This is a genomic window from Bacillus badius NBRC 15713, from assembly GCF_001591605.1.
Classification (GTDB): Bacteria; Bacillota; Bacilli; order Bacillales; family Domibacillaceae; genus Pseudobacillus; species Pseudobacillus badius.
In genome coordinates this window covers 31,214-55,537 of sequence record NZ_BCVF01000028.1, presented here as the reverse complement: position 1 = coordinate 55,537, position 24,324 = coordinate 31,214, and the positions used below count along the sequence as shown (strand labels likewise).

Here is a 24,324-nt window from a genome sequence, read left to right as displayed (position 1 = left end):
TCTGACAGCCTCGACTTCCAGGCTGTTTTTTATGGCAGCAAAGGGGTTCGAAAGGATCTTATTCCAACTCCCTTTAAGATGGAGACAGGCGGCATTTTACTATGAAAACCGCATTCTATAAGCCAGCATAAAAGAAAAATCAACCGCTGGCTTCATAACTCCTGGTGATTGAAATGGAAGGCTCGCCGCCCGCCCCGCGAAAGCGAAGGGCCTGGAATGGAAAGCAATAAGACCTTTTACATAAAAAAAAGAAAAGACCTTGTATCATTACAAGGCCTTTCCTCACGAACAAAGGGGATGGGAGAAATTTTTCACGGTCAAACAAAGGGGTATATGTTTGTATGTGATCAACTTCACGATTTTTATATTATCATGCCCCCTCCCTTAAAAACAAGTGATTGTGCCTGATTTCACATATTTGTCATAACAATGGAATAGAAAGCGTAAACTAACATATAATGGTACCTGCTGCAGGAGGTTACTTTATGAAATGGATTTTTCTCTGGTCTTACTTTTCACTCGCAGGCATTGCCCTACTGTTTAATTTACTCGGTCTTCTGAACTTATATCCATTGTATGTCACAGCACCCACTTTATTTTTTGTCTTATTCATTCCCGTTTATCTGATCAACCGGCAAAAACGTTGGAAATGAAAAAGAGCGCCCGCATGCTTCCAGGCGCTCTTTTTCTTATTTACGACAGCAATTGCTCCATTTCATTTAATTTCTGCTCGAATACCTTGCAAGCTTCCTCGATCGGCTGGGCAGTCGTCATATCAACTCCAGCCTTTTTCAACACTTCGATCGGGTAATCGGAACTTCCCGCTTTCAGGAATTCTTTGATATAGCGGTCGACGGCCGGCTGCCCTTCTTCCAGAATCTGCTTGCTTAGCGCTGTAGCTGCGCTAAAGCCGGTCGCATATTGATATACATAGTAGTTGTAATAGAAATGCGGAATGCGTGCCCATTCAAGCCCAATTTCTTCATCAATCACCATGCCGCTGCCAAAATATTTTTTGTTCAGCTCATAATATTCCTTCGTCAGCGCATCAGCAGTCAGCGCTTCCCCATTTTGCGCCTTCACATGAATCAGATGTTCAAATTCAGCAAACATCGTCTGCCGGAAAACAGTGCCGCGGAAGCCTTCTAAATAATGGTTTAGAATATACAAGCGTTTCTTTTCATCGTCTACATTTTTAAGCAAGTAATCATTCAGCAAGGCTTCGTTGCACGTGGATGCCACCTCTGCAACGAAAATCGAATAATTGCCGTACACATAAGGCTGAGATGCCCGCGTGAAATAGCTGTGCATGCTGTGTCCAAACTCATGAGCCAGTGTAAATAAGTTATTGACATTATCCTGCCAATTCATCAAGATATACGGATTTGTCCCATAAGTGCCAGAAGAATAAGCACCGCTGCGTTTTCCTTTATTTTCAACCACATCGACCCAGCGGTTATCCAAGCCTGTCTTTAACACCTCGATGTATTCCTCTCCCATCGGAGCCAGCCCTTTAATCATATACTCTTTCGCTTCATCATAAGTTACTTTCATTTTTACATCTTTGACAAGCGGTGTATATAAATCGTACATATGAAGCTCGTCAACACCGAGCACTTTCTTTCTTAACTCCACGTATCGGTGAAGCAAAGGCAAGTGGTTATTGACGGTTTTCACCAGGTTATCATATACCGCTTCCGGAATATTGTTGCCTGCAAGAGCCGCTTCTCTGGCATTATTGTAATGGCGGACACGGGCATAGAAATTATCCTTTTTCACTTGGCTGCTAAGCGTGCTCGCAAACGTATTTTTAAAGTTGCCGTACGTTTTGTACACTGCTTTAAACGCTTCCTCCCGTACCCGGCGGTCGTCCGACTCTAAAAACTGAATATAACGCCCATGCGTAATTTGGACCTCATTTCCTTCTTCATCTTTAATGGCCGGGAATTCCAAATCTGCATTGTTCAGCATGCTGAAGGTGTTGCTGGAGGCAGATGTCACTTCGGACGCCTGGGCGAGCAAATTCTCCTCTGACGCTGATAACACATGCGGACGCTGCAAATTAATTTCTTCGATGGCATGGCGGTATACGTCCAGCCCTTCATGGGTTGCCACGAACTTCTTTAGCTGCTCTTCATCAATCGCTAGAATTTCAGGCACTGCATAAGAAAGCGCACTCGCAATTTGCGTATAGAGGTTTTTCGCACGATCATCCATTCCTTGATAATGAGAGTTTGTCGTGTCTTGATCGTAGCGCATATGAGAGTATGTATACAGTTTGCCCATACGCTCAAGCAGCTCGTCCTGATAAGTGAAAAAATTATAAAGGCTTTCAGCGCTTTCGCCGAGCTTTCCCTGATAGCTTTTCGCTTGTTCTGACAGCTTTTTCACTTGTTCAAATTCCTCATTCCAGCGCTCGTCCGTTTCAAAAATATCCTCCAGGCGCCACGTCAATTGTTCTGGCACGCTCTCCCTTGCCGGAAGCTGCTTGACTGCTTGTTCATTTGTCATCCCAAATCCCTCCTGTTTCCATATTTTCTCTTCCTCTTAATCATATTATTGTATGCGGAAAAACTCAAAAAATAAGCCGGGAAATGATGAACTCTTCAAAATTTCGAATAAACGCTGTTTTTCTTTCCATTTGTTCGCATACTGTCCGGCACGGCTCTTTATTTACCGCTCCAGCCGCTCGCCAAATCACTAAATATTCTTCCATCACCTCGGGGAGCTCCGGTGATAAGCACAGCGGTAGCTGGTTAAGCTGCACGTCCCCTTTTTCGATCCTCTTCTTAATAACTGCTGCTGCCTCCTCTGCCGTTGCGTTCTCCTGGTAGGCCAGCAAATCGTGCCATAAATAAAACTGCCATTCTATCGGGTGGCTTTTAATGAGAGTCATAAAGCGAACCGGCAAACCAATACAAAGAGGCAACAAGGAAGGATGATTCTTCGACTGGTAAACAGTATGGAAAAACGGGCCGGATAGCCCTTTGGTGAAATATATTTGCTGCTGCAGCCATCGTTCTCTCCTAAGAAACCAGTCGGACAAAGAAAAAGGCTGGAAAGGGGAAGCTGCATCAAAGGCTGGGGGATAAGCTAAAGAACAGAGAGGGATGTTTTGCACAGCAGCTGCGTAAAGAGAGGGATATACCGGAGTAAGCTGTGAGTAGAGTGTAAAGCATTCCTGATCAGGGCAATAGGCTAAGAGCCAAAACCCGAAGGACGGGGAGTAATGAAAAAAGAGGCGGTGAAACAGAGAAAAGCCATAGAATGGTCCTTGTTTTTTAATTGGCGGCCCGCCATAAATCCAAAAGGGAAAAACGTGCTGCTGCCTGTAGCCTTCTGTTCTTTTCAAAAATAGGGCCGCTGGCAAAGCGGAGCATTGGTATTCAATAGCTGTTTTTTCTTCAACAAGTAAATCTGGACGCTGGGCAATCTCCGGCAAATAAGCTTCCAGCTTCACTTCATGAGTGGAGCGAATCCATCGGTATAAATCGGACTTGCCTTTTAAATGGCGAGCGGACTCTCCTTCTGAAAATGACTTGCATGCGTGTGATTGTTTGTGGGCAAAATGAGGTATTTTGACAGCTCCTGCCTTTAAAATGACCGGCTCGCGGCATGCAGGACAAAAATAAATGGAAGCACGAATTTTTCCAAGCATTTGTTCATCGGGCTGTTGGGCTAAACTAATGACCTCGCCAGATTGATCGATAGCAATAAGCATCTGCAACCACTCCTTTCATACTTACATCTATTCGCTCCTTCTTCGCTCTTTCCTGCTGGCTCGCTCTCCATTCACTAAGAAAATAAAGCTTAATCAGCAAGCTGTTTTTTTCTGAATTAAAAACACCCCTTTCCCTGCATAGGGAAAGGGGTGCCTCAAATTCAGCCATCTTATTATTCATATCGAAGGGCATCGATTGGCTTCATTTTCGCTGCTTTCATGGATGGAATTAAACCGAAAATAATACCGACTGCCATGGAGAAAACAACAGATCCGATAATGGCAGGGACCGGCGCAGCAAATGGCAGGTGTGCAAAGTAGGAGATGGCCTTGGCGCCCCCTAACCCCACCAGTACACCGATAATGCCGCCGATGCTGGTAAGCACGGCTGACTCTGTTAAAAACTGCCAAAGAATAACAGACCGCTTCGCTCCAAGGGCTTTTTTAATGCCAATTTCCCGCGTTCTTTCCGTCACAGATACGAGCATAATATTCATTACACCAATGCCTCCGACAAGCAAGGAGATACTTGCAATCCCCCCCAATAACAGTGTAAAGGCTTGGTTAAACTCATTAATGTCTTCCATGATTTGCTGCAAATCCGGAATGCTGTACTGCCAAGTGGACGTCGCAGGCAGCTGGCTGTTCAAGGAATCGGCAACCACTTGTCCAGCTTCCTCCAGCTGGTCCGAATGATAAGCCTGAACGAGCACTTGAGGGATATCATTGAAGCTTCCTAAATGAGGCCATGCTGACTTCGGCAAATAGATTTTCCCCATTCCTGCATCCATCATAAACATATTATCTTCTTCACTTTTTTCATCTGCGTATACGCCTACGACGCGAAAAGGCACTTTATTCAGTTCAATGACCTGATTAATCGCGCTTCCTTCAGGAAACAAAGCGTCCCTGGTCGCTTCATTAATCATGGCGACTTGACTGCCATTCTTGTGCTCAACCGGCGCGATTTTTCTTCCTTCCAACATCTTAATTGGAAAGATTGAAAAATACTTGTCATCGACCGCATAAAGTTCGGAGTCCGACAAATTATTTAAATGATAGGCCTGTGTATAATTCTGATAGAAGACAGCAATCGATTTGACTAAGTCCGGCACTTTCGCTTCCTCAAGCTGTTCATCAGTAATTGTTGGGATGACGTCAGGCGGATCTTCCTCACCGCCGCCCATCATGACCATATCGCTGCCGCCCATTGCGGCTGCTTCAGGTGATTGAAACATAATAGCGATCGAATTGTTTCCTGTTCCGACAAGGCTTGATTTCAAGCTTTCTTTCTGGCCTTCAATCATCGCTACAATCGCAATAATGGAAGCGATCCCGATAATGACCCCCAACATTGTTAAAACGGAACGCATTTTATGGGCAAAAATAGATTGAAAGGATAGTTTTAAATTATCTAGCATGCAACTCTCTCCTTTCATCCTTGATGATGGCCCCATCACGCAGAAAGATGCTTCGTTTGGCGTATTGTGCAATTTCCTCTTCATGGGTAATTAAAACAATGGTTACGCCTTCTTTATTCAACTCTGTAAACAAATTCATCACTTGCTCGCTTGAAGCAGTATCGAGCGCCCCTGTCGGCTCATCCGCTAAAATAAATTTCGGTTTATTGATAAGTGCCCGGGCAATAGCTACCCGCTGCTTTTGCCCGCCCGATAATTGCGTTGGCTTAAAGTTAACGCGATCTTTCAGCCCTACCTTGGTCAGTGCATCTATTGCCAGTTCTTTTCGCTCTTTTTTATTGACCTTGGCATACACTAGCGGCAACTGCACATTATCTAATGCCGTTAACCTCGGCAATAAGTTGAAGTTTTGGAAAACAAAGCCGATATATTCATTTCGAATTTTGGACAACTCGTTCTCTTTGCGCGAGAGCACGCTGTTTCCATCTAATATATATTCTCCTGATGTAGGTGTATCCAGGCAGCCCAAGATATTCATAATCGTCGATTTCCCTGATCCGGAAGGTCCCATAATCGATACGTATTCGCCTTCTTCAATAGACAAATTAATGTTATGAAGGATTGGAACTTCTTCTTTTCCAATCCAATATGATTTATTGATGTTCTTCAAGTGAATCATCAATAGTTACCTTCTTTCCTTCTTTTACTGTGTCATCAGGGAATATAACGTAATCATCTTTAGTTAGGCCGCTCTTAATGACCGTCATCATCATATCCGGCATTTCCTTGCCCAACTCGACTTCTTGTTTCTTCACTTTCTCATCTGCAACCGTCCATACAAATGGCTTTTCTCCGTCCATCACAATCATATCCGTTGGAAGCATCACTTCCTGGGAAGCTTCTTCCCCTTTTAGTTCAATGAATACATGATAGCCAAATTCTAGCCCTTCATGCTCTGTGAGTTGGACTTGGAAAGGATAGTTGGATGCTTGCGGATTCATTGCCATCTCGTCCATTCCCATACCGCCCATCTCATCAGTGCCTTCATCTACCGGCAGCTTGCCGATTTCAATAATTTTTCCCGGCCATTTTTGTTCCGGGTTTTTTCGGCTGACTACATTTACTTCTTGTCCCACTTGGAGTTCATCTTTAATCAGCTCATTGACATTTCCTTTTACAAAATAGGCATCCGTATTATAAATTTGCATAAAGGGGCCTGACGGCTGCTGCTCCCCTTGATTCTCTCCGCCCGTTGATTGCTTTTGTTCTTCATCAACTTTTTGCACAATGCCATTTACTTTCGCTCTAACAATATTATTGTTTACTTTCTTTTTCATTTCCTGGTACTCTAAATTTGCTTTTTCCACTTCAAATTTAGCTAGTTTTAAATCTGTTTCTGCTTGTGCCACTTGTTCTCTTAACGCAGATTTTTCTTCAGCAGCCGCATTTTTGATTTGCTTTTCCAGCGACCAAATTTCTGATTTCTTCTGCTTAACGCTGCTATTGGCAATGTCAAGGTCGATCGCCTTTTGTTTCAGCTCCATCTCCCCTTCGGCATTCTCATAAGAAAACAATTGGTCATTCGCTTTAACCACGTCTCCCTCTTTCACAAATACCTCTTTCACAGTGCCGCGTTCTGAAGATAAAAAGATCTTCTCTGTTTCCTTCGGCTCAACTACCCCGGCAAATAAACCGCCGGCGCTAGCTTCCATTCCGCCCATCATATCGCTTACCTTTGTCGGGAAAATCTCTCCTGCGCCTTCTTCGCTATTAAACTTGGACTTTGTGAATATATAACCGCCAATCCCCAAGCCTAGTATGATAATAGTTGAAATTGCAATAATCCATTTTTTCTTTTTACTCACTTCGTTATCTCCCCTTTTCAATTTCCCGGTCTATTCCTCTTTCTATCTATATTAAAAAAATTGCTATCACCATCTTTTTCCATAAAAAAACCTACTTCGACATGATTTTAACAAACACTTCTATTTATTACAAATAATTTAAGAATATGTCATTTTTGTTAACCCTTTCATTACTGGGCCGTCCGCTTTTACAGCTGGTTCTCTTTCAATTTGTTTAAGAAAGGAGAGCCTTCAAGCCTTTTCTGCCTGACATTCAAAATGACCCGAAAGCGCCGCCTCCGGGTCATTTCCTTCGTATGATTCTTTATAATAGCGGTGACAGCAGCCTTGACGTCGACTCAATGAGGCGGTAACCAAGATGGCGGCCGTTAAAGTCCTCCAGATTAATTTCATCAGAAGCGTGGATGTCGTTAATATACTCCCTCACGAGCGACTCAATGCTGTGAGTATGATATAAGAAAGCATTCACCTCAAAATTGAGGTGGAAGCTTCTCATATCCATGTTAGAAGTGCCTATAGAAGCTATTTCCCCATCTACGATGATGAACTTACTGTGCATAAAACCTTCCTTATATTCAAAAATCCGCGCTCCTGCTTCCAGAAGCTCCGGAAAATACGACCGGGAAGCGTGGAAAACAATTCGTTTATCCGGACGCTTCGGAACAAGCAAGCGCACATCTACTCCGCTTAAAGCGGCGATCTTCAAGGCCGAAAAGATGTCCTCATCGGGAATAAAATAAGGGGTAGCAATCCAAACAAATTTCTGGGCCGATGTAATCATTGAAAAGAAAATATTTTTGATCACACTCCACTCATTGTCCGGGCCGCCGGCAATCATTTGAACGCCGCCCGTCCGCCGCACTTCCCTCTCTGGCTCCGGAGTCAAATATCCCGGTGTAATAAAGCTGTCGTTGGTCATATAATACCAATCCTGCAGGAAAATCAGCTGCAGTGACCGAACCGCTTCCCCGCGCACATATAAATGGGTATCACGCCAAAAACCAAATTGGGGGTCTTTCCCCAAATACTCGTCTCCAATATTCAAACCACCGACAAATCCTACTTTTCCGTCAATGACAATAATTTTGCGGTGATTGCGAAAATTAAACTTGCTATTCAAAAGCGGGATTTTCACTGGCCCAAATGCCACCATTTCAATGCCGGCATTACGCAGCTCTTGAATATAGCCCTTCGACAACATCCAAGAACCAACGGCGTCGTATAAAAAACGCACCTTCACCCCGTCCTGTGCTTTAGCAATAAGTATCTCTTTAATTTCATGGCCAATGCCGTCTGCCCGCACAATGTAGTATTCTAAATGAATATGATGCCTCGCTTTTCGCAACTCATCCAAGATGGACTCATAGGTTTCTTCGCCATTAGTCAGCAGCTCTGTTTCTGTATGAAAAGAAATCTCTGTATTCCCAAGCCGTTCAGCCAATGCATAAATCTTATGCTCTCCATACTTTTGAAAGTGCTGCCTTAAATCTTCCGTTGTGTGGGCAAAACTGTATTTTTGATATGTTTCCTGGTCAAGAATATATTTTTTCTTAAACATCCGCTCTTTCCGATAGTTTCTCCCAAACAGCAAATAAAAAATAAATCCAAAAAGCGGAAAAGCTCCTAATACAACAAGCCATGTAACGGTTTGTGTCGGATGCCTGTTTTCAAAGAAGATTAAAAAGCTGATAACGATCACTGAAAGGGTTAACGCCACACTCATATATTTGAGCAGCCCGCCCATATAGTGATCTGCCCATAAAATATAGGCGACAATTATAGCTGCAATAAAGCCAGCCGCTTTTATCGTATTTTTCATCCTTCCTCGCCTGCCTCTTCTGCCCCTGTTACTGCTTTCCTGCTATTATACCCTTTTTTCCGGCAGAGAGACGGATATTCTTTGACTTCTGTATGAAAGCCGGCAAATAAGCCGGCGCCAATGATTCATCGCCTTAATGCCATAAAAAAAAGCGCGGATTTCAACAGAAATCTGCGCAGTCTTTATTAATTGAAATATTTACGGACAGTTTCAAATACATGGCTCTCCATCACACATTTTCCATACTCCTGAAGGCGATGGATAGTAACGCCGGACTCATCTGTATATTCCAGCAGCAAGCTTAATGTATTCTCTACTTTTTCTTCATCCATTGTTTCCTCTGGAAATTCCACAAATAAATAATATTTGCCGTTATAAGCATACAGCTGTGTAGCCAGTTCATCAAGAAATGTACGCTTGCTTAGCTGTATAAGATCTTCAAAGTCGTTAAATGAAAGCATGAATTCCAGCATCGGTTCTTTGGGCTCATCATCGTCTTCATCAGCTTGAAAATGTTCGTCAAGCAGCTCCTCTAAGCGGTCATCAACTGGGAAATCCCGGTACTTATCTCCGGGCAGCGGCAGTTCGATTCGTTGACCGTCTTTCGTTAAGTTCGCCTGAGTCACCAATATTTCCAGCCCTTTATCCAAAGCTTGAACTTGAATCCAGAGCGGACCATCAACGGTAAAGTCTTCTTCATCGTGTATTTCTTCCATCATATCCCAAAAAAGCTCTTCACTCCGCTCACGATTATACCAAATTTCTTCGCGGTCAAAGCCTCTTTCCTCTATATCCAAGTATGAAATGTAAAACTTCACTGTATTATCATTAATGCGTTCAATTTCCATAACTACCTCTCCCTTCCGTCTAAGGGTACCTGAGGACGACTCCCCTTATTATTAGGCATTGCCCCAAATGGCCTGATGGTATACATCTACCTGATTCTATTGTATGCTAAACACACCACAAATGAAAATATAATGATTCCAAAATAAAAAGAGTGTTTCGTTATTCTATCCGAATTTTCCTAAAATTACAACCTGGAAATAAAAATAAAAACCCTCATACTTCTGGTATGAAGGTTCTCTTCTTTAGTTGACGAGCCGTTGCGCTTCCTTCAATTGGAATGTACGCACTTTTCTTGGCAAGAAGCGGCGAATTTCATCTTCGTTATAGCCTACTTGCAACCGTTTCTCGTCCAAAATGATCGGGCGGCGAAGCAACCCTGGATTAGATTGGATCAGTTCAAACAGGTTTTGCAGAGGCAACGCTTCAAGATCTACATTGAGCTTTTGGAAGATCTTTGAGCGTGTGGAAATGATTTCGTCCGTGCCATCTTCTGTCATTCGCAATATTTCTTTAATTTCTTCGATGCTCAAAGGCTCGGAAAAAATATTTCTTTCAACGTATGGAATTTCGTGTTCTTCTAACCATGCTTTTGCTTTACGGCAGGAAGTACAACTTGGTGAAGTATATAAAGTAACCATTCCTCAAACACACTCCTTAAAGATTAGAATATAATACCTGTTTTTCATGAGGAATATCCATTCATGAAGCAGTCGATATCAATAGCTTCAAGTGCTCCGGCTACAATATATATTATACATGATGGAACGGCTCATGAATACAGTTTTCATTACATTGTAATAATAATTACAAACTTTTTTTATTTTTTTAATGGCTTTCGGCCGCCGAATAAGCCAGCCGTAGCTGATAAGCGGTTTCACTACACTTTGTTCTCTGAAATATAGACTTGTTCTATATTCTCTTATTCCTTACTTTTACCCGTTCTCTTTCCCGTCTAAACCACTAATAAATATTTTACTAAAAAAATAAAAGGCGGCCCTCAAATGGCCAGGTTCCATCTGCTCGTTATGGAGCTCTTTTTGTCAATCGAATCTGGCTTTCTAATTTGGGACCGCCTTTCTTTATATTAACTCTTTTAATATATCTTCATCTCTAGTTTTATCTCTGGATAAAACCTCTTGTACCGGATCAAACGGCTCGCCGTATAGTTCTTTGTCTTTATATTTATGAATAAGTGAATAGGTTTTTTTCATGCTTTCATAAATCTTTTCTTCTGTTTCATCGTGAGGAGCCCAATAAAGGATTTCCATATCATTTACTTCATTTGTAGCCAGTGAACGCCTGGAATATCCAATAGTTGACGCATGGCTGAACCCCTCTCTCGCATAAAAACGCAGCCGCTTTTCACTATCTGTATCCTCATAATTTACCGGTTCTACCTCAAGAATAATCGCTTTTTCTTTTGCTTTCAATTTGTTAATCAATTGATGGCCAAGTCCTTGGCCTCGGGCATCTTTGGACACGAACAAGTAATCAACAAATACAAACTCATCAAATTCCACATAAATAAGCACGTGGTGTGGTCCTTCATCTTTATGATAAATATCGCTTCGTTCTTCTAGAAGCAATTCCATATGTTCTTTTGATTTCATTTCTTCAATTGGGAAATACTGATTTAATTTTTCATACCAATGCATTGAATCTTCCTTTCCTTATCATAGTGTGTCATCCACATCAGGCATACACCTAGTGCTAGCTTTCCACAATCTCCTTTTGTTTATGCCGCTTGATTAGAAAGAATGGCTCTGTTAAATAATATGGTGAATGTTTCTAGAGATTTTGCTTCAGGTGCGCTTACATGAGCGGTTAAGAAATCAACAGCATCTAATCACAGCGCCGAAAGAATAAATTCTTGAGGTCTAAGAGGTGAATGGCTGCAGTACGTGTGGCCTTCTGCTTCCTGTTTTTCACCTTAACATACTCTGTCAGTCATTTGTATGGTTCTATGCCGCTATGTCTTTTTCCCTATTCCCTCCTTTTTTCTTTCATTTCCACTCCTTTTTTACCCGCGTCTGCTGCCTTTTACTCCACCTATTCTGTCGATAAATGATGGAACGTTTATCCTTTGACCCATTTTTTAGGGAGAAGCTTCTTTCTAATGTTTTTCTGCCTGCGGCTGATTCTGCGCAAAAAAAGAGCCTTCCCTAGCCGGCCATCATTTGGCCATATGGAAGACTCCCTTTTTTATTGATTAATACGTCGCTTTATGCTGTTGAAATTCTTTTTCAGAGCAATACACCCAGTGACCCGGTGCTACTTCTCTCATCTTTACTTCTTCACCGGCGGCATAGTTGTGAACCGCGGGATCATAAGTTTTCCGTACACGATTCCGTTCATAATCCGGGTCCGGAAGCGGAATGGCTGAAAGCAGCGACTGTGTATATGGATGCAGCGGCTTTTGGTACAGCACACTACTTGGCGCCAGTTCTACAAGCTTGCCAAAATACATAACCCCAATCCGATCGCTAATATACTTTACCATGGATAAATCGTGGGCAATAAATAAATAGGTCAAGCCTTTTTCTTTTTGCAGCTGCTGCATCAGGTTAACCACCTGTGCCTGAATCGATACATCTAGGGCCGAAATCGGCTCATCCGCGATAATGAAATCAGGCTCCACGGCCAAGGCGCGCGCAATGCCGAGCCGCTGGCGCTGGCCGCCGGAAAACTCGTGCGGATAGCGATTCGCATGCTCGCGGTTTAATCCAACTGTTTCCAACAGCTTGTACACTTTTTCCATACGCTCTTTTTTCGATTTGGCCAAGCCATGAATATCGATTCCCTCTGCAATAATATCTGCTACCTTCATGCGCGGATTCAATGAAGCATACGGATCTTGGAAGATCATTTGCATTTTTCGGTTAAATTCTTTTAATGCTTTTTTTGATTTCTTGCCGTGGACATCCTCGCCTTTGAACAGCACTTCTCCGTCTGTGGCGTCATACAGCCGAATAATCGTCCGTCCGGTTGTTGATTTTCCGCAGCCAGACTCGCCGACAAGGCCGAGCGTTTCCCCTTTATAAATATCGAATGACACATCGTCTACGGCCCGGACTTCGTTGGGAGAGCCGATGTTAAAATATTGTTTCAGTCCTTTTACTTCAATCAGCTTTTCTTTCATCGTTAAACCTCCATTACCATAACCGGCTTTTCAAACGTTCCTGCCAGCTTCCTTCTATTTTTAAGGACAGCTTCAGGAGGGTCGATTCTTGGTGCCTCCGGGTGTAAAAGCCATGTTTTGGCAAAGTGTGTTGGAGAAACCTGGAACATCGGCGGCTCCTCTTCATAGTCAATCTGCAGCGCATACGGATTTCTTGGAGCAAATGCATCTCCTTTTGGAGGATTGGTCAAATCAGGCGGCGTTCCTGGAATCGCTTCCAATTGTCCTTCATCCACCGTTTCCAAGCTAGGCATGGAAGCCATGAGTCCCCATGTGTAAGGATGGCGCGGATCGTAGAAGATTTCATCTACTGTGCCAATTTCCACAATTTGTCCGGCATACATAACTGCTACCCGGTCGGCCACATTGGCAACCACCCCTAAATCATGGGTGATGAAAATAATAGAAGATCCTACTTCCTTTTTAATGCTTTTCATGAGTTCTAATATTTGCGCCTGAATAGTTACGTCGAGCGCGGTAGTCGGTTCATCGGCAATCAGCAGCTTCGGATTAGCTGCAAGAGCAATAGCGATCATGACCCTTTGCCTCATCCCGCCTGAAAATTGATGAGGGTATTGTCTCACCCGTTCTTCGGCTCTTGGAATACCAACCAGCTCCAATAATTCAATCGCTTTTTTATTGGCTGTTTCCTTGCTGACATTGTTATGCTTTAAGATTACTTCTGTAATTTGTGCGCCAACTCTCATCGTAGGATTTAAAGAAGTCATTGGATCCTGAAAAATCATGCTAACGTCTTGTCCGAGAATTTTCTCCATTTGTTTAGACGTTTTCGGAACCAAATCTTCTCCATCCAGCAAAATTTGACCGTTTCTAATTTCACCTGGCGGCATTGGGATCAACTTCATGATCGCCTGTGTAGTTACACTTTTTCCCGATCCGGATTCACCAACAATCGCGAGTGTTTCTCCTCGGTTTACATCAAAACTGACGCCTCTGACAGCCTGTACATAACCGCCATACGTCTGAAATCCGACTTCTAAGTTTTTTACTTCCAGTAGCTTTTCCATCGCATGTTTCCTCCTATTTTCTTAACCGCGGATCAAGCGCGTCTCTTAAGCCGTCTCCGATTACGTTAAAAGCAAAGATCGTTAAACAGATAAAGGTTGCCGGGAAAAATAACCGCCATGGAAAATACTCAAGCGCCGGCAATCCATCTGAAGCCATCGTTCCCCAGCTTGCCAGAGGAGGATTTAGCCCTAATCCCAAGAAGCTTAAGAAGGCTTCCGTGAAAATAGCGGTCGGAATAGTTAAAGTAAGAGTAACAAGAATCGGTCCCATTGAATTAGGAATCAAGTGTTTAAAGAGAATTCTTCTGGAATCAGCGCCCAACGTGCGGGAAGCTAATACGAATTCCTGTGTTTTCAGTTGAAGCACTTGTCCGCGCACGATCCGCGCCATGCCAATCCAGCCGGTAATCGTCATTGCTAAAATCATCGTTCCCAGCCCTTGGCCGAGCACGACCATGAGAATAATGATCATAAGAAGGTTCGGAATGCCGTATAAGATATCGGCAATACGCATCATAATCTCATCCACACGGCCGCCTTTATAACCAGCAATGCCTCCCCAGATAATGCCGATCGCCAAATCGATTAAAGCAGCGGCAATCCCGATAAAGAGAGAAATTCTCGCGCCTTCCCATGTACGGGCGAAGACATCACGGCCAAGGTCATCGGTGCCAAACCAGTGCTCCTTAGACGGCGGCTGATTTGAATTCATTAAATCATTTGTGGCGTAATCATATTTCACGATATGAGGACCGATAGCCGCCATAGTAATCAGTACAATCAGAAGAAGTGCGCCAAACATAGCTAATTTATTCTTTTTAAAATGAAGCCAAGCTTCTTTCCAAAATGACAAACTCGGTTTATTAATTTTTTCAGCATGATCTGCCTGTGAACCGACAACTACAAATTTATCCTTTTTATTTGGCAATGCGCTCATTTCAGCTTAGGCTCCCTTCTTGTGTGCTCTTAATTTAATCCGCGGATCAATTAATCCATAGATAATGTCCACGATAAAAATGGATAAAAGTAGCAAAATACTGTAAAACACGGTAACACCCATGATCACTGTATAATCGCGGTTTTGAATGCTGGTGACAAAATGCGATCCTAATCCCGGAATACCGAAGATCTTCTCGATAACAAAGCTTCCGGTAATAATTCCCGCCGATAATGGGCCGAGATAAGAAACAACTGGCATCATCGCATTGCGGACCGCATGCTTAACAGTGATGACCCCGCGGCTCAATCCTTTTGCTTTGGCTGTCTTAATATAGTCATTGGACAAAACCTCAAGCATGGATGAACGAGTTAACCGGGCAATAAACGCCAGCGGAGTAGTCGCTAATGCCAATGCAGGAAGAATGGTATGTGCAAACGAATCCCATCGGGCTACAGGAAGCACTTGGAGTTTAATCGCAAAGATATACTGCAGCAAGGCAGCCATAATAAATGATGGGACTGAAATCCCGACAACGGCGAATATCATTGATGAGTAGTCCTGCCACTTGTTGTGATAAAGGGCGGCAAGAACGCCGAGCAAAACGCCTAATGCTAAAGCAATAAAAATGGCTTCAATTCCTAGCGCTAACGACACTGGAAAACCTTCGCTGATAATATCATTAACCGTTTGCCCTTTATATTTAAACGAAGGGCCGAAATCCCAAGTAGCAATTCTTTTTAAATAATCAAAGTATTGAACATACCATGGCTGATCAAGCCCATAATGAGCATTTAAGTTTGCTTCTATTTCTGGGGGTAATTGTTTTTCAGAGGTAAAAGGGTTTCCTGGAGCAAGCCTCATAAGAAAGAATGTTGCTGTAATGATGACTAATAAGGACAAAAACATGTAGAAAAATCTCTTGCCAAAATATTTGATCATTGTGTGCACCTCCAATATTATGCAGGAAAGTCAAAACTCAAGGGTACGCAGGAAATTCCCCCACATACCCTTGATTAAGAAATTAATTACTCAAAGTGAGCCCATTTCAGCTGTACGTCGCCCAGACCGGACATCACTACATCTTTCAGGTTATCTCTTTGTACCCAAGAGTTCGTATAGAAATAGATTGGAGCTACTGGCATTTCATCGACAAAGATTTTTTCTGCATCCTTCAGCATTTGAGAACGCTTGGCAGGATCCATTTCTTTTTGAGAATCAACTAGCAATTTCTTAAACTCTGGATTTTCCCAGTTTGTATCATTGTTTCCGCCTTTTTTCTCACGGAACAGCTCAAGGAAGTTGATTGGATCATTGAAGTCTCCAAGCCAGCCCATACGTCCAACCATATAGTCACCGGAGTGAAGTTTTTCAATGTAGACAGCCCATTCTTCATTTCCAAGCTTTGTTTTAACGCCTAATTCTTTCTTCCAAGTGTCTTGGATTGCTTGAGCAATCTTTTGGTGAGCTTCATCTGTATTGTAGGAAATCGTAATTTCCGGAAGCTCTGAAGCATCTTTCAAACCAAGCTCTTTCAAGCCTTTTTCTAAATATTCTTTTGCAGTCTTCACATCATGATCTTTGAAGTAGCCTTTTTCGTTTTCTTCAAACATGCTTGGCGGAACTGCAGCCATCGCTGGAATTTGACCGCCTTTTGAAATCTTCTCTACAATAGACTTTCTGTCAATTACATAAGCAAGCGCTTTACGGATGTTCACATTGTTTAACGGTTCCGCTTCAGTATTAAACTTGTACCAATAAACACCGGCAATTGGTTTAATATTTAAAGTTTTATCCGCCTTTAAGCTTTCCATTGCATCAGTTGGCAGCGCGCTGAACGGTGAACCAGCCCAGTCAAGCTCGCCTTTTTTGAACATGGATAGCTCTGTGTTTACATCATTGATCATCAGCATGTCAATCTTATCAAGCTTGACAGTGTCTTTGTCCCAATATTGGTCATTCTTCTTAAGAACGATTTTGTCGCTGTGCTCCCATTGATCCATCACGTAAGGACCGTTGGATACATAATCCTCGCCGGCATTTTTATACCAGTTTGGATTCTTTTGAGCCACTTTGCTGTTAACAGGTAAATAAGTATAGAAAGCAGTTAATTCCAAGAAATAAGGTGTAGGGTTTTCAAGCGTTACTTCAAGTGTTTTCTCATCTTTCGCTTTAACGCCTACATCTTCAATTTTAGCTTTTCCTTCGTTCGCTGCTTGACCATTTTTTAAGTAATAAAGCTGGTAAGCATATTGAGATTGGTTTTTCGGATCAAGCGCCCATTTCCACGCATATTCAAAGTCTTGGGCTGTTACAGGATCGCCGTTTGACCATTTATGATCTCGAATTGTAAACGTATACACTTTTCCGTCTTCGGATACATCCACTTTTTCAGCGGCTGCATTTTCCGGCTTATCGTCTTTGTTGATTCGCGTCAACCCTTCAAACGTATTTCTCAACACAGATCCGGATGTGCTGTCGTTAGCCAAGCCCGGATGCATAGAAAACGGCTCTGTTTTAATGTTGACTTTTAATTCTTTTTTGTTATCCTCTTTCCCATTTCCTCCGGCTTTGTCGCCACCGCCGCCGTTTCCGCCGCCACAGGCTGCCAGGAACGTGCTTAGCGCAAGCAATAAAGCGAGAAAAAGAGCATATTTTCTTTTCTTCATCTGAATCCCCCTTATTCTTTATTTTCTTCCTGATTATTCAGAAGATTTCTTTACTAATTATAAACTTTCTTAGTTTTTTTGCAATAATTATTTGAAATTTTTCAAAAAAATAAATATGTTTTTGTTACACAAATGTTATATCCCCTAAAACACGCTTGTAAACAGGTTTTGAATTTAATTGAATAATAATTCACCGTGATAAAGCGCTTTCATTTACTAATTATTCCGAATAATTTTTCTATTAAAGCTTTTATGGTATAACTTTATTGAAGAATCCCCTTTTTTATTTCAGAGTTTCATTATAACAAAAAGCCATAATCATTTCCTGTTTTTGCTATATTTCTATTATTTAATGGAAATAGGCTAAGTTAAAACATATCTCTTTCCCCTACACCTATACTTGTATCTTTATTCTTTTCGATGTATAAGATGAGGCTGATCACTTATTTTGACAGTTTGTAAAATAGCCGCAAAAGAAAACAGAGGGCAAACACCCGGCTCCTGTCAGTTTTAAAAGCGGCAAGACGCTGTTTTGCTCCTATCCATTACCGGACTGCCTTGAAAGTTAGAGAGGATTTGTTTATAATTTTGTCAACTGAGAAGTGAGGGATTATTTATGAAAACAATATTTTCCGGCATCCAGCCGAGCGGTACAATCACCCTTGGCAACTATATTGGTGCCCTTAAGCAATTTACTGAACTGCAGGATGACTATCACTGCTACTTCTGCATTGTCGATCAGCATGCGATTACAGTGCCGCAAGACCGCCTTAAATTACGCCAAAATATTCGCAGTCTTGCCGCTTTATACATAGCTGTCGGAATTGATCCTCAAAAGGCCACCCTATTTATTCAATCCGAGGTGCCCGCCCATGCTCAGGCCGGCTGGATGCTGCAATGCGTGGCCTATATTGGCGAGTTAGAGCGCATGACACAATTTAAAGACAAATCTGCCGGCAAGGAAGCAGTTTCCGCTGGATTGCTTACCTATCCGCCGCTTATGGCTGCTGATATCTTATTGTACAGCGCCGATTTAGTGCCGGTTGGCGAAGACCAAAAGCAGCACTTGGAGCTGACAAGAGATCTTGCCGAAAGATTCAACCGCAAATATAACGATATATTCACTATTCCGGAAGTCCGTATTCCTAAATCGGGCGCCCGCGTGATGTCACTGCAGGACCCATTGAAAAAAATGAGCAAATCAGATCCAAACACAAAAGCCTTTATTTCCTTGCTCGATGAACCGAAGCAAATCGAAAAGAAAATCAAAAGCGCTGTGACCGATTCAGATGGCATCGTAAAATATGACAAGGAAAACAAACCGGGCATTTCTAATTTGATCTCTATTTATGCTGTGCTCAGCGGATTATCGGTTGAGGAAGTGGAAACGCGTTACGAAGGAAAAGGCTACGGCGACTTTAAAGCTGAATTGGCTGAAGTAGTCATCCGCCATTTAGAACCAATTCAAAAGCGCTACTATGAGCTGCTTGAGTCTGAGGAACTGGACCATATCCTTGATGAAGGAGCGCTAAAGGCGAATCAAACGGCCGGCAAAATGCTAAAGAAAATGGAAAATGCTATGGGCCTTGGCAGAAAAAGAAGATAAGAGCTGCTTATCCGGCTTGCCGCACAAAAAGCTGAACCTGACAAATCAGGTTCAGCTTTTTTCGTTCAATTGATTCATTTTTGAGGTATGCTCCGTTTCCCACAGTTTTTCGAAAAAGGGCTGCCCTTTTATCAAGTTTTCACAAAGACGATTGTGACGGCCTGTCCACCCTTCCATCGTTTCTTCCATGAAGATCCGCTTGATGTCCTCTACGTTCATCGTTTGAATATCAGCGTAACGCTCCGGCATCCACTCCGTATACCAATAGCGAATCTCTGCTGAATTTTTTGAAGCAAACAGTTGATCCAGCGCCATAAATAAAAGCTGTTTCAGCTGTCTTTCCTTTCTCGTCAGCCCTTTCATGCATTCAGGGGAAAGAGATAAAATGTGATACTCTTTTTCTTCCATTTCCCATTCGAGTTCATACGTTGTAACCGGATGAACCTCAAACATTTCAAAAGCGAGCTGTTCCTGTCTCGGCACAAGCCGGCTTTTCCGAACCGGAATCGTATACCCCATCGTATCAACAGCAAGTATGCCTTTTCCATCTGTAACGACAAAGCAGTGCTCAAGCTGTATTCGCTCATGGTTTCTTCTCAAAAAGGCTTTTCTGCGTACGTCCTCAAGCAATTGTTTCGGCAATTCAGCTAAATGATTTTCAATATAATTAAATAATTCCTCGTCTATTAAAAGCAGAGGCACTTGATCCAATAGCTCAACGGCATCCTCCTTGCGCCATTCATGGTAGTGGCACACATTGTATCCGTTCTCCTCTCCTTCAAACCAGTTTACCCAAACATCATGAAGATATAACATAATGAACCTCCTCACTTCTTCATCTATTTGTCTTCAAGTATGGGCAACGCGAAGTAAAATTATTCCTTCAGCGACTAATTTTTCTTTATTGCCTTGTGGGAAAATAAATAGCGACCGTCATCATGAAAATCCCAGCGGCCAGCAAATAACACTCCACCCGTTCAGAAACAAATTGGACGTACTCTCCTATAGAAAACCCGGCTGTCAGCAAATTTAAATACATAATGCAGCTTACCCCGCCGAGGATGGACCAACCAAAGCCGATTAAAAAGGCAACTAGGCGTAAGGCCATTTTCTTCTTCCTTTATCAATTGATTAGGCTGCAGCAGCTTGTCCTATATATGTATGCCGGCAAATAAAGAAAATGCCAAAAAGCACGGATCAACAGCGAATAGCGCAATAAAAAAAGGTGAATCAAAGCCGCTCGGCTTTGATTCACCTTTTGCATATTTCTTATTCAGGCTTGTATTTACGCAGAGCGATGGTCGCATTGTGGCCGCCAAAACCAAGAGAATTGCTGAGGGCCACATGGATTTCTTTTTTCCGCGACACATTCGTCACGTAGTCCAAATCACACTTCGGATCTGGTGTTTCATAATTAATTGTCGGCGGGAGCATATTGTTCTTAATGGCCAATGCCGTAAAGATGGCTTCTACGCCTCCTGCTGCGCCGAGCAAATGGCCTGTCATTGATTTTGTCGAGCTGACTGCCAAGCTATAAGCATGTTCACCAAATACGTGTTTAATGGCTGCTGTTTCAAATTCATCATTATATGGGGTGCTCGTTCCATGGGCATTGATATAATCGACTTCTTCCGGCTGAATTCCGCCGTCTTCAAGCGCTATACTCATGGCTCTTGCCCCGCCTTCCCCATTCGGTGCCGGTGCTGTAATATGGTGGGCATCACCGGTAGCTCCATATCCAACGATTTCTGCATAAATATGCGCTCCACGCTTTTTCGCGTGTTCAAGCTCTTCCAATACAATAATGCCTGCTCCTTCTCCCATAACAAAGCCATCACGCTTAGCATCGAATGGACGGCTTGCTGTTTTCGGATCAGGATTTGTGGATAAAGCGGTATTGGCACAGAAGCCGGCGACAGACATTTGAGTAATTGGCGCCTCACTTCCTCCGGTGATCATTGCATCAGCATCGCCGCGCTGAATCACTTTAAAGGCATCACCAATGGAATTCGTACCGGTTGCACACGCGGTTACGGTACAAGAATTAACCCCTTTGGCCCCTAGAAAAATAGAGACTTGTCCAGCCGCCATATCCGGGATCATCATGGGAACAAAGAAGGGGCTGACCCGCCGATATCCGCGGTCAAGGAAGGTTTTGAATTGATTTTCAAACGTTTCCATGCCCCCGATTCCAGAGCCGACCCAGACACCAATACGGTCAGCATTCGATTCATCGATGGTTAAATCTGCGTTTTTCACAGCCATCTTGGCTGCAGCAACCGCGTATTGCGTAAAGCGGTCCATTTTGCGGGCATCCCGTTTATCCATAAAGTCTTCCGGGTTAAAATCATCAATTTCAGCTGCTACCTTTACCGGATAATCATCCGGATTCACTCGCGTTAACGGCTTAACTCCACTGATACCGCTTAAAATATTAGCCCAGGCTTCTTCTACTGTATTTCCAACAGGCGAAACAATTCCGAGCCCTGTAATGACTACTCTTCGTTTTTCCACTATTTCCACTCCTTCACAGTTATTCCATTACTATATAAATCTAGCGTCCCCATTTCATGGCAATTGCGCCCCATGTAAGTCCGCCGCCAAAGCCTACCATGATCAATACATCATCCTCTTTAATTCTTCCTGATTCCAGCTCTTCTATTAAAGTGAGCGGAATAGAAGCAGAGGAGGTATTTCCATATTTATTAATGGTCACCGACATTTTCTCCTGTGGCAAATCGAGCCGCTGGCGGGCTGCCTCCATAATACGGATATTAGCCTGATGCGGAAGCAAAAAGTCGACATCCTCTTTTTGAAGCCCTGCCTTTTCGAGTACATTTACGCAAGACTCTCCCATCTGGCGAACCGCAAACTTAAATACCTCACGGCCATTCATTTGAATATACTCCTTTTGGTATAGATGCTTTAATCCAGAACCGTCCGCACCCAACTCGAAGGCCAGGATTCCCCGTCCTTCCGACACTTGTCCTACAACAGCGGCACCCGCACCATCGCCGAATAAGACTGCTGTATTGCGGTCTGACCAGTCGACTGCTTTTGTGAGCTTTTCTACGCCTACAACAAGCACATATTTGTAATCGTTCGTTTCTATGAACTGCTTCGCTGTCACAATGCCATACATAAAGCCGGCACAGGCAGCACTAATATCCATAGCTGCAGCGTTTTTCGCTCCAATTTGGTGCTGGATCATGGTGGCTACCGAAGGAAAACGATAATCCGGAGTAACGGTTGCTACAATAATTAAATCAATGTCCTCCGGAGAAATGCCTGCGTTCTTTACAGCTTGCTCAGCTGCTTTAACTCCCATATCGGATGTATCCATATCATCATCGGCAACTCTTCTCGCCTCAATGCCTGTTCTTGTCCGTATCCATTCATCGGATGTATCCATTATTTTTTCCAAGTCAAAGTTTGTTAATTCTTTTTCAGGCACAAATTGGCCCATGCCAATAATTCCTGCGTTCATCAGGACCCCTTCTTTCAAGTGCTTTATTATATAATCAATTATTAAGACTTGGTACTAATTTTACTGAAGAAAGACCGTTTTTGCAATAGGCGAATATTGTCGCTTCCTGCTCGAACGATAGAAAAAGGACCGTCCCTTACGATTTTAGGGCGGTCCTTTTTTCTATTATTGATTCTCTTGCTGAGCATCTTGTTTACCCAGTTCATAGGCCTCATTCATGACATTTAAAAATAGCCCCATAAATGGCTCTATTAAATCTACGGAAAAGTCAATTCCTGCTTCTTTTAATTTTTCCTGTGCTTCCGGCAAATATTTCATCGCAATTTGAACAAATTCCATGTTTTTGTTTTCGTTCATTTTTATTCCTCCATTTGTTTGTTTGGCAATTTGCCTGTCTTGATATACTGGTCAATATACCCGTTGATTTTCTTTTGAAAATCTTTATCTACTTCTTCACTGAAGGGGCTTAATGAAATCACCCCGTCTGCAAAGTCAAAATGAAGATTGCCAGACTTCAATTTTCCTTTAACAAACTGGTCAGCAACAAGCAAATACAGTTTATCGGCATGCTCGACAGTACTTGTCAAAACCGTCTCTTTTCCGAGATCCGATTGGTCTGATACATAACCGATTGCATGCAGGCCTTTTGCCTTCAATTTGTCAATAACAGCTACATTATAGCCATCTCCAGCCGGATAAACAACATCTGCGCCTTCAGCAATTACCTTATCCAGCAGCTGCAGCGCTTTTTCGCTGTCATCCCAGTTTTCTACATATCGAGCGGCTACATGGATGTCTTTCCGTGCAAATTTCGCTCCTTCAACAAACCCTTTGACTTCTGGCTGCCATTTATAAGTAGCTACCACACCCACCGTGCCGGTTTTAGAAAAGTGAGCAGCTGTCATTCCGCCGAAAAACCCCATAGCATGCGCTTCAAACTTTAAGCTTGTTGTATTTTTTTCGTTGGCATTGCCGTTAAAGCTGACAAAATGCATATCCGGATAATCAGGGGCCAGTTTATTGAAATAATCGGCGTATTCGTTGCCGTGGCCAAATACAATATTGATGCCTTTATGTGAAAATTCCTCTACAGCCCGTTCGACCAGTGCTTGAGAATGGATATTTTCCTTATAAAAAATATCGGTTCCATACGCCTTTTGGATTTTTAACATTCCCATGTATCCGTTCGTTCCCCATACTTGGTCATTAATAGTATCAGGAACTAGCAAACCGACTTTCTTCAGTTTCTTTGACTCTTTTTCCTCTGAACAACCGGCAAGAAATACGAGTAAACAAATTCCTAATATAAGCAGTAATCTTTTGTTGTACATATTCTTTCTCCTTTATACACAACCCCTACCTTTTATATCTTAACTGTATTTGCTGAGAAGAAAAAGTTTTTTCGGATAGGATGAATAAAAATGTTAAAAATAATGACAAAAATTCATTTAAATCTGCTTCTTTTATGTGCTATGATTAATGGTGGTTTATATACATATCTTCTTTTGGAGGAGGGATATTCGATGCAATATATCATGACTTTCTTTTGGACTTTTTTATTGACTGAAATGTTAACATATGTTGTCAGCTCAATGAACGGGGCTGAATTCAACTTTATGACAGGCTTGATTCTTTCAATCATTGCAACTATTCTTCTGTTCATTTTCTCTGCGCTTCTCACAGACGATCAGGCTGAACAGCATTAATCGGAAAGTTTTCAGCTTCAATTTAAAGCGGCTGCTTG

General features: G+C 42.6%; 23 protein-coding genes. 3 read left to right on the top strand and 20 right to left on the bottom strand.

Annotated features, from left to right (window positions below):
* Nucleotides 1-485 precede the first annotated feature (485 nt).
* The gene (locus BBA02S_RS21045; protein ID WP_169713113.1) at nucleotides 486-653 is read left to right on the top strand and encodes a hypothetical protein; all 168 of its coding nucleotides are present in this window, start codon (nucleotides 486-488) and stop codon (nucleotides 651-653) included.
* Between the two features lie 40 nt (nucleotides 654-693).
* Here the strand turns inward: BBA02S_RS21045 and pepF are convergent, their stop codons facing one another.
* From pepF to BBA02S_RS13915, 14 genes are all read right to left on the bottom strand, one after another.
* Nucleotides 694-2,511, bottom strand: a complete 1,818-nt coding sequence (pepF, locus tag BBA02S_RS13985; protein ID WP_041099242.1) for an oligoendopeptidase F — start codon at nucleotides 2,509-2,511, stop codon at nucleotides 694-696.
* A 64-nt stretch (nucleotides 2,512-2,575) separates the two neighbouring features.
* Nucleotides 2,576-3,721 carry a competence protein CoiA gene (locus BBA02S_RS13980; RefSeq protein WP_052475234.1) on the bottom strand — a complete coding sequence of 382 codons (1,146 nt, stop codon included), beginning with the start codon at nucleotides 3,719-3,721 and terminating at the stop codon, nucleotides 2,576-2,578.
* A gap of 173 nt (nucleotides 3,722-3,894) precedes the next feature.
* Nucleotides 3,895-5,142, bottom strand: coding sequence for an ABC transporter permease (locus BBA02S_RS13975; RefSeq protein ID WP_041099240.1), 1,248 nt, complete (start codon nucleotides 5,140-5,142; stop codon nucleotides 3,895-3,897).
* The gene (locus tag BBA02S_RS13970) at nucleotides 5,132-5,821 is read right to left on the bottom strand and encodes an ABC transporter ATP-binding protein (RefSeq protein ID WP_041099238.1); all 690 of its coding nucleotides are present in this window, start codon (nucleotides 5,819-5,821) and stop codon (nucleotides 5,132-5,134) included. Before BBA02S_RS13970 ends, BBA02S_RS13975 begins: the two co-directional genes overlap by 11 nt.
* On the bottom strand, nucleotides 5,796-7,007 hold the full coding sequence (locus BBA02S_RS13965) for an efflux RND transporter periplasmic adaptor subunit (protein WP_041099236.1): 1,212 nt from the start codon (nucleotides 7,005-7,007) through the stop codon (nucleotides 5,796-5,798). Before BBA02S_RS13965 ends, BBA02S_RS13970 begins: the two co-directional genes overlap by 26 nt.
* A 304-nt stretch (nucleotides 7,008-7,311) precedes the next feature.
* Nucleotides 7,312-8,826 carry a cardiolipin synthase gene (gene cls / locus BBA02S_RS13960; RefSeq protein ID WP_041099234.1) on the bottom strand — a complete coding sequence of 505 codons (1,515 nt, stop codon included), beginning with the start codon at nucleotides 8,824-8,826 and terminating at the stop codon, nucleotides 7,312-7,314.
* A 185-nt stretch (nucleotides 8,827-9,011) separates the two neighbouring features.
* Nucleotides 9,012-9,674, bottom strand: coding sequence for an adaptor protein MecA (mecA, locus tag BBA02S_RS13955; RefSeq protein ID WP_041099232.1), 663 nt, complete (start codon nucleotides 9,672-9,674; stop codon nucleotides 9,012-9,014).
* Nucleotides 9,675-9,917: 243 nt separating this feature from the next.
* On the bottom strand, nucleotides 9,918-10,313 hold the full coding sequence (spxA, locus tag BBA02S_RS13950; protein WP_041099230.1) for a transcriptional regulator SpxA: 396 nt from the start codon (nucleotides 10,311-10,313) through the stop codon (nucleotides 9,918-9,920).
* A 441-nt stretch (nucleotides 10,314-10,754) separates the two neighbouring features.
* Nucleotides 10,755-11,330 (bottom strand): GNAT family N-acetyltransferase, encoded by a 576-nt coding sequence (locus BBA02S_RS13940; protein ID WP_041099226.1) that lies wholly within the window; start codon nucleotides 11,328-11,330, stop codon nucleotides 10,755-10,757.
* 554 nt (nucleotides 11,331-11,884) lie between these two features.
* Nucleotides 11,885-12,814, bottom strand: coding sequence for an ABC transporter ATP-binding protein (locus BBA02S_RS13935; RefSeq protein WP_041099224.1), 930 nt, complete (start codon nucleotides 12,812-12,814; stop codon nucleotides 11,885-11,887).
* Nucleotides 12,815-12,816: 2 nt separating this feature from the next.
* The gene (locus BBA02S_RS13930) at nucleotides 12,817-13,881 is read right to left on the bottom strand and encodes an ABC transporter ATP-binding protein (protein ID WP_041114072.1); all 1,065 of its coding nucleotides are present in this window, start codon (nucleotides 13,879-13,881) and stop codon (nucleotides 12,817-12,819) included.
* A gap of 13 nt (nucleotides 13,882-13,894) precedes the next feature.
* Nucleotides 13,895-14,818, bottom strand: coding sequence for an ABC transporter permease (locus tag BBA02S_RS13925; RefSeq protein ID WP_041099220.1), 924 nt, complete (start codon nucleotides 14,816-14,818; stop codon nucleotides 13,895-13,897).
* A 6-nt stretch (nucleotides 14,819-14,824) separates the two neighbouring features.
* The gene (locus tag BBA02S_RS13920; RefSeq protein WP_041099218.1) at nucleotides 14,825-15,760 is read right to left on the bottom strand and encodes an ABC transporter permease; all 936 of its coding nucleotides are present in this window, start codon (nucleotides 15,758-15,760) and stop codon (nucleotides 14,825-14,827) included.
* A gap of 86 nt (nucleotides 15,761-15,846) precedes the next feature.
* Entirely contained in the window at nucleotides 15,847-17,487 is a 1,641-nt protein-coding gene (locus BBA02S_RS13915) for a peptide ABC transporter substrate-binding protein (protein WP_041099216.1), read from the bottom strand.
* 616 nt (nucleotides 17,488-18,103) lie between these two features.
* Between BBA02S_RS13915 and trpS the strand changes: the two genes are divergently transcribed.
* Nucleotides 18,104-19,093, top strand: coding sequence for a tryptophan--tRNA ligase (trpS, locus tag BBA02S_RS13910; RefSeq protein WP_041114071.1), 990 nt, complete (start codon nucleotides 18,104-18,106; stop codon nucleotides 19,091-19,093).
* 51 nt (nucleotides 19,094-19,144) lie between these two features.
* On the opposite strand, the gene BBA02S_RS13905 is transcribed toward trpS, so the two are convergent.
* From BBA02S_RS13905 to BBA02S_RS13880, 6 genes are all read right to left on the bottom strand, one after another.
* The gene (locus BBA02S_RS13905) at nucleotides 19,145-19,909 is read right to left on the bottom strand and encodes a YjbA family protein (protein ID WP_041099212.1); all 765 of its coding nucleotides are present in this window, start codon (nucleotides 19,907-19,909) and stop codon (nucleotides 19,145-19,147) included.
* A gap of 85 nt (nucleotides 19,910-19,994) precedes the next feature.
* Nucleotides 19,995-20,201 carry a YuzI family membrane protein gene (locus BBA02S_RS13900; RefSeq protein WP_041099210.1) on the bottom strand — a complete coding sequence of 69 codons (207 nt, stop codon included), beginning with the start codon at nucleotides 20,199-20,201 and terminating at the stop codon, nucleotides 19,995-19,997.
* Nucleotides 20,202-20,362: 161 nt separating this feature from the next.
* A complete protein-coding gene (gene fabF / locus BBA02S_RS13895; protein WP_041114070.1) occupies nucleotides 20,363-21,607 on the bottom strand; it encodes a beta-ketoacyl-ACP synthase II in 1,245 nt (414 codons plus the stop codon).
* Nucleotides 21,608-21,647: 40 nt separating this feature from the next.
* On the bottom strand, nucleotides 21,648-22,580 hold the full coding sequence (locus tag BBA02S_RS13890; protein WP_041099206.1) for a beta-ketoacyl-ACP synthase III: 933 nt from the start codon (nucleotides 22,578-22,580) through the stop codon (nucleotides 21,648-21,650).
* A 165-nt stretch (nucleotides 22,581-22,745) separates the two neighbouring features.
* Nucleotides 22,746-22,937 (bottom strand): ComZ family protein, encoded by a 192-nt coding sequence (locus BBA02S_RS13885; protein ID WP_041099204.1) that lies wholly within the window; start codon nucleotides 22,935-22,937, stop codon nucleotides 22,746-22,748.
* 2 nt (nucleotides 22,938-22,939) lie between these two features.
* Entirely contained in the window at nucleotides 22,940-23,911 is a 972-nt protein-coding gene (locus tag BBA02S_RS13880; RefSeq protein ID WP_041099202.1) for a BMP family ABC transporter substrate-binding protein, read from the bottom strand.
* Between the two features lie 192 nt (nucleotides 23,912-24,103).
* Between BBA02S_RS13880 and BBA02S_RS13875 the strand changes: the two genes are divergently transcribed.
* A complete protein-coding gene (locus tag BBA02S_RS13875) occupies nucleotides 24,104-24,286 on the top strand; it encodes a YjzD family protein (protein WP_041100232.1) in 183 nt (60 codons plus the stop codon).
* Nucleotides 24,287-24,324: the final 38 nt, after the last annotated feature.